Origin of the sequence: Roseateles sp. (assembly GCF_031397715.1) — a bacterium.
Lineage (GTDB): Bacteria > Pseudomonadota > Gammaproteobacteria > Burkholderiales > Burkholderiaceae_C > Paucibacter_A.
The window spans coordinates 1-9,203 of sequence record NZ_JANNMI010000453.1; the positions used below are offsets into that span (position 1 = coordinate 1).

At 61.8% G+C, this 9,203-nt stretch carries 8 protein-coding genes; 4 read left to right on the forward strand and 4 right to left on the reverse strand.

Going from position 1 to position 9,203, the window contains the following annotated elements:
* The 3 genes from RMO57_RS19975 to RMO57_RS19985 all read left to right on the forward strand — a co-directional run.
* On the forward strand, window positions 1–1,186 hold a 1,186-nt coding region (locus RMO57_RS19975; RefSeq protein WP_310389648.1), incomplete at its 5' end, for a phosphate acyltransferase.
* A 248-nt stretch (window positions 1,187–1,434) separates the two neighbouring features.
* Complete coding sequence (locus RMO57_RS19980; protein ID WP_414896464.1) at window positions 1,435–1,845, forward strand: ribonuclease domain-containing protein; 411 nt, start codon at window positions 1,435–1,437, stop codon at window positions 1,843–1,845.
* Between the two features lie 47 nt (window positions 1,846–1,892).
* Window positions 1,893–2,288 carry a barstar family protein gene (locus RMO57_RS19985; RefSeq protein ID WP_263534897.1) on the forward strand — a complete coding sequence of 132 codons (396 nt, stop codon included), beginning with the start codon at window positions 1,893–1,895 and terminating at the stop codon, window positions 2,286–2,288.
* 236 nt (window positions 2,289–2,524) lie between these two features.
* On the opposite strand, the gene rsmA is transcribed toward RMO57_RS19985, so the two are convergent.
* Genes rsmA through RMO57_RS20000 form a run of 3 tightly spaced genes read right to left on the reverse strand, consistent with a single transcriptional unit; the run spans window position 2,525 to window position 6,991 of the window.
* On the reverse strand, window positions 2,525–3,295 hold the full coding sequence (gene rsmA, locus RMO57_RS19990; RefSeq protein ID WP_310389649.1) for a 16S rRNA (adenine(1518)-N(6)/adenine(1519)-N(6))-dimethyltransferase RsmA: 771 nt from the start codon (window positions 3,293–3,295) through the stop codon (window positions 2,525–2,527).
* A gap of 2 nt (window positions 3,296–3,297) precedes the next feature.
* Complete coding sequence (locus RMO57_RS19995; RefSeq protein WP_310389650.1) at window positions 3,298–4,629, reverse strand: peptidylprolyl isomerase; 1,332 nt, start codon at window positions 4,627–4,629, stop codon at window positions 3,298–3,300.
* Window positions 4,622–6,991: an LPS-assembly protein LptD gene (locus RMO57_RS20000; protein WP_310389651.1), complete on the reverse strand. Its 2,370-nt coding sequence runs from the start codon at window positions 6,989–6,991 to the stop codon at window positions 4,622–4,624. The genes RMO57_RS19995 and RMO57_RS20000 overlap by 8 nt, the downstream gene beginning before the upstream one ends.
* Window positions 6,992–7,244: 253 nt before the next feature.
* Between RMO57_RS20000 and RMO57_RS20005 the strand changes: the two genes are divergently transcribed.
* Window positions 7,245–8,303 carry an aminoglycoside phosphotransferase family protein gene (locus RMO57_RS20005; RefSeq protein WP_310389652.1) on the forward strand — a complete coding sequence of 353 codons (1,059 nt, stop codon included), beginning with the start codon at window positions 7,245–7,247 and terminating at the stop codon, window positions 8,301–8,303.
* A 5-nt stretch (window positions 8,304–8,308) separates the two neighbouring features.
* Here the strand turns inward: RMO57_RS20005 and RMO57_RS20010 are convergent.
* Window positions 8,309–9,203, reverse strand: an 895-nt coding sequence (locus tag RMO57_RS20010; RefSeq protein WP_310389653.1) for a peptidase dimerization domain-containing protein, incomplete at its 5' end; no start/stop codon positions are given.

The following is a 9,203-nucleotide window of genomic DNA, read 5'->3' on the forward strand; positions in this document are numbered from 1 at the left end:
GGCCTACGCCGGCGCGACGCTGTCGTTCGGTCCCGAGTACCTGATTCCCAAGCCCTTCGACCCGCGGCTGATGATGAAGATCGCGCCGGCGGTGGCGTTGGCGGCTGTGGCTTCGGGCGTGGCGCAGCGGCCGATCAAGGACATGGAAGCCTACCGCGAAAAGCTGCAGAGCTTTGTCTATGCCTCGGGCACGACGATGAAGCCGATCTTCAACGTCGCCAAACGCGCCAAGAATAAGCGCGTTGCCTATGCCGAAGGCGAAGAGGAACGCGTGCTGCGCGCGGTGCAGGTGGTGATCGACGAGGGCCTGGCTCGGCCGACCCTGATCGGCCGCCCTGCAGTGATCGCCGAACGCTGCGAGCGCTTCGGTCTGCGCCTGCAAGAGGGCCGCGACTACGACATCGTCAACGTCGAGCAAGACCAGCGCTACCGCGACTACTGGCAGACCTATCACCAGATGACCGAGCGCAAGGGCGTGACGGCGCAACTGGCCAAGATCGAGATGCGCCGCCGCCTGACCTTGATCGGCTGCATGATGTTGCACAAGGATGAGGTCGACGGCATGCTCTGTGGCACTTGGAGCAACACGGCGATGCATTTGCAGTACATCGACCAGGTGATCGGCAAGCGGCCGGGCGTCAAGACCTTTGCCTGCATGAACGGCCTGATCCTGCCGGGTCGCCAGGTGATGTTGGTGGACACCCATGTCAACTACGACCCAACGGCCGAGCAACTGGCTGAAATTACCGTCATGGCGGCCGAGGAAATGATGCGTTTCGGCCTGCGCCCGAAAGCGGCCCTGCTCTCGCACAGCAACTTCGGCTCCAGCAACCAACCGTCGGCGCTGAAAATGCGCGAGGCGCTGGGCCTGATCCGCAGCGCCGCGCCCTGGTTGGAGGTCGACGGCGAGATGCATGGCGACACGGCGCTCGACGCCGCTTACCGCAAGGAGCTGATGCCCAATAGCACGCTCAGCGGTGAGGCCAATCTGCTGGTGCTGCCGAATATCGACGCCGCCAATATTTCCTACAACCTGCTCAAGACCGCTGCCGGCGGTGGCATCGCCATCGGTCCGGTGCTGCTCGGCGCCGCCAAGCCCGTGCATGTACTGACACCATCGGCCACCGTACGCCGCATCGTCAATATGACAGCCTTAACCGTCGCCGACGCCAACGCCGCACGCTGACAAGGCCAGGTCAAGCCCAATTCGCGCACCAAATTAGTGCTCGAATTGGGCGCCTACAGCGAGTTTTTACAAATGTTTGTGAGGGCTTACAGAGCCTTCCACGGACGCACGAACTCCAGCTGTGCGAACCTATACCAGCATGTGTGCGCTTACAAACAAAAGAACAAAAAGGACCTGATGCATAGTGAGGCGCTTGAGCTTTTCAAGCGTTTTAGTTACCATTGTGTTTTCAGGAACAGGGTTAACCCGTGTCTTTGCTCTCTCGACCACATCCGTGGTCCGCTTGGCGAAAATCTGTCCTAGCCACTTTTTTGTTGGCAACGGTCGCGATCAACGCTCAAGTGCAGGCCAAAGAAACACTTGCCTCGCTGGAAATAGTCGCCTTGTCGGCACTGCCTCGTGAAGCGCAGAAAACGCATCAGCTGATCTTGACCGGAGGGCCATTCCCCTACGAGAAAGACGGCGTCGTTTTCGGCAATCGCGAACGCATCCTGCCTAAATATCCAAGCGGCTATTACCGCGAGTACACCGTCCCGACGCCCGGCGCACGCAATCGCGGTGCCAGACGTTTGGTGTGCGGCGGCAAGCCACCCCGCACTCCTGATGTTTGCTATTACACCGGCGATCACTACTCATCGTTTAAACGCGTTGTGCAGTGACCCGAAGGTGATGAAAAGTTCTGAGACTATATAGGAGGATCGCGACCATGCTTTTGCAGACCGTCCGTCCCAATATCGTGCAGGCCATTCGGGCCTACCGCGTAGAGGACTTGATGCACGCCGCACAGGATGCTGGACAGCATTTCTTGTACGCCAATCTAACCGAGGCGCAGTCCAAGCAGGATGTGCTGGAAGGGATAGCGCAAGCGTTTCTGTTCCCCGCTCATTTCGGCAAGAATCTCGACGCCCTCCATGATTGCATGACCGATCTGGTGCACAAGTCCGGCGCTCAGCCTGGCTTTGTGGTGGTGCTTGAGCAGTTGCCTGACAACGCCAAGTTTGACCGCGAGGTGCGCGAGCAACTGCTCGATGTGTTCCGAGAAGCGGCCGATTACTGGGCCGACCGCAAGGTTCAGTTCAGGTGCTTCTATTCTTTTCAGTAGCCCGCTCACAAGACAACGCGTCTTGGGAGCGGGCTACCGAAGAGGCCGCAGCTGCCCCGGTCAAGCCGGCAGCGAAGAATTCCAAAGCAGCAGCCAATGCCAACTTTGGGATGAATATGCCGATGATGAGCAGTGCTTTCGACACCGCCATGTGGTTGAGCGCAGCCTAAGGGGCTGTCTCGAAACAAAAAAAGGGGTCCCGCGGGATCCCTTTTTTTCGTCCTAGTTCCTGCGATTCAGTCTGCTTTAGCCAGCACTTGGGCCAAGGCGACGAACTCGGCCACCGGCACTTCCTCGGCGCGCCGCTGCAAATCAAATTGCCCAGCAAAGCCACGCGTGGTCAACCAAACCCCCAGGCTGTGGCGCAGCAGCTTGCGGCGCTGTGAAAATGCCACCGCCACCATCTCACCAAACAGTTTGCGGTCCAGCTCGGGCGGCTTGGCATAGGGCTGCATACGCACAATCGCCGATTCAACCCGCGGCGGTGGGTCGAAGGCAGTCGGCGGCACATCCAACACCGACTCGATCGCATAGCGCCACTGCAGCATTACCGTGAGTCGCCCGTAATCCTTGCAGCAAGGCGAGGCGGCCATGCGGTCAACGACTTCCTTTTGCAGCATGAAATGCTGGTCGACGACATGCTCCACATAACCCAGCAGATGAAAAAGAATCGGGCTGGAGATGTTGTAGGGCAGATTACCCACCACCCGCAGCCGCTGACCCTTTTCAGCGGCAAGCGCCGCAAAGTCGACCTTCAGCACATCCGACTCAATCACCTCAAGCCCGTTGCGTGTACGCAGCTTGGCGGCCAGGTCACGGTCCAGCTCGATCACCGTCAGCGGCTTGATCCGGTCCAGCAAAGGGATCGTCATCGCGCCCAAGCCGGGCCCGATCTCCACCACAGCCTCACCGGTGCGAGGGTCAATCGCATCAACGATGGATTGAATGATGTTGACGTCGGTCAGGAAATGCTGGCCGAAGCGTTTGCGCGCGATATGCCCGGCCATGTTCAGTCCAGCCACTCGCGCATTTCGACATAAGCACGCGAGCGCAGGTCCTTGACCCACTCAAGATAGGCTTCCTCGTACTTGCCTTCGCGCAACGCCGCTTTCGCCTGCTCACGCAGTTGCTTCATCTCGACCTCGACCGAGCGGCGCTCGACCACTTGAATCAAGTGCACGCCAAAGCGCGAAGGCACGGGGTCAGAAATGCCGCCTAAGGGCAGCGCATTCATCGCTGATTCAAACTCTGGCACAAAGGCGCCGGGGCCCATCCAGCCCAGATCACCCCCCTGGGGTGCGCTGCCGTCCTCGGAGTTCTCGCGCGCAACGGCCTCAAACGTGATGCTGCCGCTCACAATCGCGCGCTTGAATTCGGCCAAGCGCCGCGTCGCGACCTCGGCGCTCAGCTGCGCGGACGGCCGCAACAACACGTGCCGAGCATGGGTTTGCGTCACCGTCGTCAGCGAACCGCCGCCTTGGCGCTCAACCACTTTCAGGACATGGAAACCGGCCCCCGAGCGCAACAACTGCGCGCTCAGCTCGCCGCCCTTCAAGCCCACGACGGCCTGCACAAACAGGTCCGGCAAACGATCGACCGGGCGCAAACCAAACTCGCCGCCGCGCTCCTTGGTCGCGTCGTCCGAAAATTCCAGCGCCAGCTTGCGGAAGTCGTCGCCGGCCTTGGCGCGCTCAAGCGCCAACTCGGCCCGCGCCTGGCGCTCCGCCACCACCGACTCGGACGCGCCGTCCGGCACTTTGATCAGAATATGCGCCAAGTTCAGCTGTCCGGCATTGCTTGACTGTTCGCGGCGCTTGTCCAAATAACTGTCGATATCGCCATCGGTGATCCGGATCCGAGCCTGCACCTCGCGCTCTCGCACCCGCTCCGTCATCATCTGGTCGCGCAAGTTCTCCCTGAAGGTGCGGAAGTCGGTGCCGTCCTGCTTCAAGCGCTCCAGCAATTGCGGCATCGTCAGTTTGTTCTGTGCAGCCACATTGCTGACCACGCGGTCCAGCTCGGGCTCGTCAACCTTGCCGCTGGTCTCGCGGGCATGCGTGACCAAGACCCGATCGTCAATCAAGGCGTCCATGGCCTGTTTGTGCAGCGCAGCCGGATCCGGCATGGCCGTACCGCGCCGTTTGGACTCCTCGCGCAATTGGCTGACGCGCAGCACCACCTCGCTGGCGGCCACCACGTCCTGGTTGACCACGACGGCAATATAGTCACCGGGCTTCAGATCAATGGCACGCGTCTGGGCCATGGCAGGCTGGCTCAGCTGCAGGCCCGTCAAAAGTGTTGCACCGAACAGGGTCAAAAATCGAATCGACATATCAGTCATAGGGAGCTTCAGTGCTTGCTGAGCGATCATTGCTCAGCCTTCGGTAACCGGGGATATTGTCCCTCAAGACCTTGAGCGCGTTGGAACCCAGTTGGGACAGGCCCACCAGCTCCAATTGCAGCATCAAGCGCGTATTGGTTTCTGCGCGGCCGGTCGACAGCCGCTCGGCCCCGACCCGGAACACCCAGCAACCGGCGTCATACTCAAATCCAAGCACGGAGTCGGTCAGCTTTCTGTCAAATATGCTGTACTGAACCCGACCAGCGCTATACCAAGCACCACCGCAGCCAGCGCTATCGCGCTTCGCGCCAGCCTCCTGGCCATAAATTGGCCATTGCCATGCCAACTCGACTTGCTCGCTTTGCCCGCGCGTCAGGCGGTAAGCCACGCTGACGGTGCGGAACGGGCCGGGCGAGTAGCGCGCCCGCATGACGGTGCGCATCGGTCGACTTTCGTTGGGATTGAACTGCACCGAACCGTCCGTCCACCATTCCGGCCGCAAATGTGCCGACCCCAGCAGCAGCAGGTCCGAAAAACGTTGTGTCACCGCTTGGCCGTCGGGTGTGACCAGCTGATCGCGGAACAAATAGCGCTGCACCACACCCAGACGCAACAGCTCTGCACCTTGCGCGTTGTCAACCCAGCGGCTGACCACGCCGGCGGTCAGCTGATGAGCGTCTGAGACCCGGTCTATGCCCGAAAACTGATTCGATGAATAGATTGAATCAAAGTTGAAATCCTTGGCGGCGGAATCAAAGTTGGGGAATTCCTGCTGCGCCCGGTAAGGCGTGTTGACATAGAGCACCCGCGGCTCCAAGGTTTGGGTCAGCTGGCGCTCCGACACAGCAGTGTCACGCTCGAAAACCCAGCCATGATCAACGCTGAAGGTGGTGACGGTGCGCCCAATCGACTTGCGCCCGTCCACCCTGGCCTGATCCAGCCCATATTGCGCCGCGTTCACTTCCAACCGGGGAATCAACCACCAAGCCGCACCGCCCATCGGAGCGCTGACATGGGCCAGCAAATGCGCGCGCTGGCCCGTCTGAGTTTGCCCGGCCAAGGCGCTAGGGGGCAGATCAAAGCGGTTGTACTCCATCTCCACCGAGCCCTCCAGGCGGCTCTTGCGCCCCCAAGGGCGAAAGCCTTCGAGCACGGCATCATCAGACGCCGAAGTCAGACGCAGACCGACCTGCGGCGAGCGCTGATAAGGCGAAGCGAACTGAGCTTGGGGGTCCAGGCCTTGCAAGACCTGCCAACGCTGCAGCCGCACATAGGAATGAGCCTCGCCCCAACTCGACTGGCGACGCCGGTCGAGTTGCAGGTCCGTCGGCAACAAGCGTTCGGTCTGCGTCTGCAAACGCGACGGCAAATCCTTCCAATAATCATCGTCGGACACGCGTTCCGCCCCGAACCGGTAGCGCCAATCCCGCGCCAGACCGCCACTCTGAGCCAAATTCAAAGCCCAGCGCGAACGCCCCACCAAACGGTCATGCGGCAACATGGCCAGCTTGACCGTGCCGGCATGATCAGGCTCCAGATAACGGAATTCACTGTCAAGGCCAACGCCTCGTCGTGTCATCAAAAAGGGCGTCAAAGTGGCATCGCGCTGGGGCGCGATGTCCCAGTAATAGGACAGGCCGAACTCAACCCCGCTGCGCTTGTCGAAGCTGAAGCTTGGAGGCAGCCAACCCGATTTGCGCCCAAGCCCAAGCGGGAAACTGAGCTTAGGCACGGGCAGAATCGGCACGCCGTAAAAACGCACCACCGCACCGGTCGCTACACCGACATTGGCGTCAAAGTCCAGCTCCAATTTGCTCGCGCTGAGCTCCCATGGCAGCACTTGGCCGTCCTCTCGAACCGGGCAGCTGCTGTAGGTGCCGTCAATCACCAGCACATTGTTGCTGCCGGCAAACTTGACCCGCTCGGCGCGGCCGCGACCACCGGTCAGCGACAGAAAATAGCTCGGGTTGAGAAACTCGCCCTCGAAACGGTTGACGTAGAGCTGCAACTCCGGGCCGCTGAATAGATTGCCGCCTTGATTGACCTCGACATTGCCGAGCGCGCGCGCAAAGTCCTCAACCTGCTCATAGTTGAGGCTGTCCGCCTTCAGCAACAGTTCGCCCGAGCGCAACTCAACCGCGCCGGACGCGCTCGCCTCCTGGTCCACTTTCAGGCTCAGCCGCTCGGCTCCGATAACCAACGCGGACTTGTCGCCCGGTTTGGCTTTGGTCAATGACTTCACCGGCCGCAAGCGCAGTGGTTCGGTGGCCGGCGCATTGCCGAGCAAGGCGGGGGGCGACTGCTGGGCTGGCGCCGCCATGGGCAGCAGCAAGATGTGCGCGCAGACGCACAGCAGGCTCAAGCGAGGCCAGCAGCGCGGTGTCGGTAGGGCGACTGATTCAAAACGAGCAGAACGAGCCAAGGGGGTGGGCAAAGACGTTGACAATCAAAGGCCGTACAGCATCAGCCGGCGGCCTCAAATTTTGGCTTAAGTGGGATCGCAGCAAGCGCGTGGCGCCGGCCAACCAAGGCATGGCACAGCGCTTGGGCTGGCAATTTGTAAAATCCATTATCCATGAGGCCGCATCAACCTCTCCACACACCAGCCCCCGCCCATGAATTCCTTCGTTTGGCCCAGCGACATCCGCGCGCAAAATTTTCAGACTTGGCTGCAAGCACTGGTGCCGCTGCACGGCCTGCTGCCCGCGACGCTCCAACTGGCAACGGCCGACGCCAGCAGCCGACGCTATCTGCGCATCAGCAGTGGCTCGGGCGCCAGCTTCATCGTGATGGACGCGCCGCCCGAGAGCAATGATGTGCGGCCCTTCATTGCCATCGCCCGCCATATGCACGCCGACTGCGGCCTGCATGTGCCCGAGGTGCTGGCGGCAGACGAGGCCTTGGGCTTCTTGCTGCTCAGTGACCTGGGTCACCGGACCTATCTGAAGGCGCTGCAATCAGCCAGCCCGGCCGAGGCCGACCGCCTGATGCGCGCCGCCACCCAGACCCTGTTGCAATGGCAGCTGAAGGGTGACGCCGCCCGTCTGCCCGCCTTTGACGAGAGCTTTGCGCGGCGCGAGCTGCAGCTCTTTGTTGACTGGTGCGTGGAGCGTGAATACGGCCGCAAGTGGAACGCGACCCAACAGAAATGGTGGGAACATGTCTGCCAAGTGCTGGTGACGAACATCGCCGAGCAGGCCCAGGTACCGATGCACCGCGACTTCATGCCGCGCAACTTGATGGTCTGTGAGGGCCCGGACAAGTCGCTGCAGGTCGGGGTGCTGGACTTCCAGGACGCGGTCCGCGGCCCTATTGGCTATGACCTGATCTCGCTGCTGCGCGACACCTTCATCTCCTGGGACGAAGAGCAAGAACTCGACTGGGCCATCCGCTACTGGGAGCAGGCCAGGCGCGCCGGCTTGGCCGTGGACGCCGACTTCGGCGAATTCTGGCGCCAGGTCGAGTGGACCGGCCTGCAGCGCCATCTGAAGATCCTGGGCCTGTTCTGCCGCCTCAAGCAACGCGACGGCAAGCCCGCCTATGCCGAGGACCTGCCGCGCTTTTTTGCCTACGCAATCAAGGTCTCGACCCGCTATGTACAGCTGTCCCCACTGACCCATCTGTTGAACGACCTGCAGGGCAACCTGGTCGAAACCAGCTTCACCCTGCGCTAGTCAACTCAAGGATGAGCAGCCATCACCTGAGCCACGGCGGCGGTCAGCCGCTTGCCATAGGGCACATGCAGGAACTCATTCGGGCCATGAGCATTGCTCTTGGGCCCGAGCACGCCGCAGACCATCATCTGCGCCGCCGGGAAGCCCTTTTGCAGCATGCTCATCAGCGGGATCGTGCCGCCCTGCCCGATATAGCCGACCGGCGCGCCGAAGTGCGTTTCACTGGCCTGGTTCAGCGCCTGACTCAGCCAGGGTGACAGATCGGGCGTGTTCCAGCCGGTCGCACCGAAAGCGCCGGCGCGGCCATCGGGCACGAACGTAACCTTGGCGTTGTACGGTGCATTGTCTTCCAGCAAGGCCTTCAGGCGCAGGGCGGCGTCGTTGCCGTCGATCAGCGGCGGCAGCCGCAGCGACAGCTTGAAGGCGGTGAACGGCCGCAACACATTGCCGGCACTTCTCATGTCAGGGAAGCCGTCGACGCCGGTGACCGACAGCGTCGGCCGCCAAGTGCGGTTCAGCAAGACCTCGACCGGCTCGTCCGTCATCGGCAGCACCGGGCCGCCGTCGGCGCCGCAGGCCCAGGGCAGGCGCTTGTAGACCTCGTCCTTCAGCAGCGCGGCGGTGGCGCGCGCCTGCTCAACCCGGTTAGCGGGGATGTCGCAGTGGAAGCTCTCCGGCAGCAGGCGGCCGGTCTTGGAGTCCTCCAAGCGGTCCAGCACCTGGCGCAGCACACGGAAGGACGAGGGCACGACGCCCGTGCCGTCACCGGAATGGATGCCCTCGGTCAGCACCTCGACCTTCAACACGCCGCTGACCATGCCGCGCAGCGAGGTGGTCAGCCAGAGCTGGCCGTAGTCGCCGGCGCCGGAGTCCAGGCAGACCACCAGGGAGACATTACCG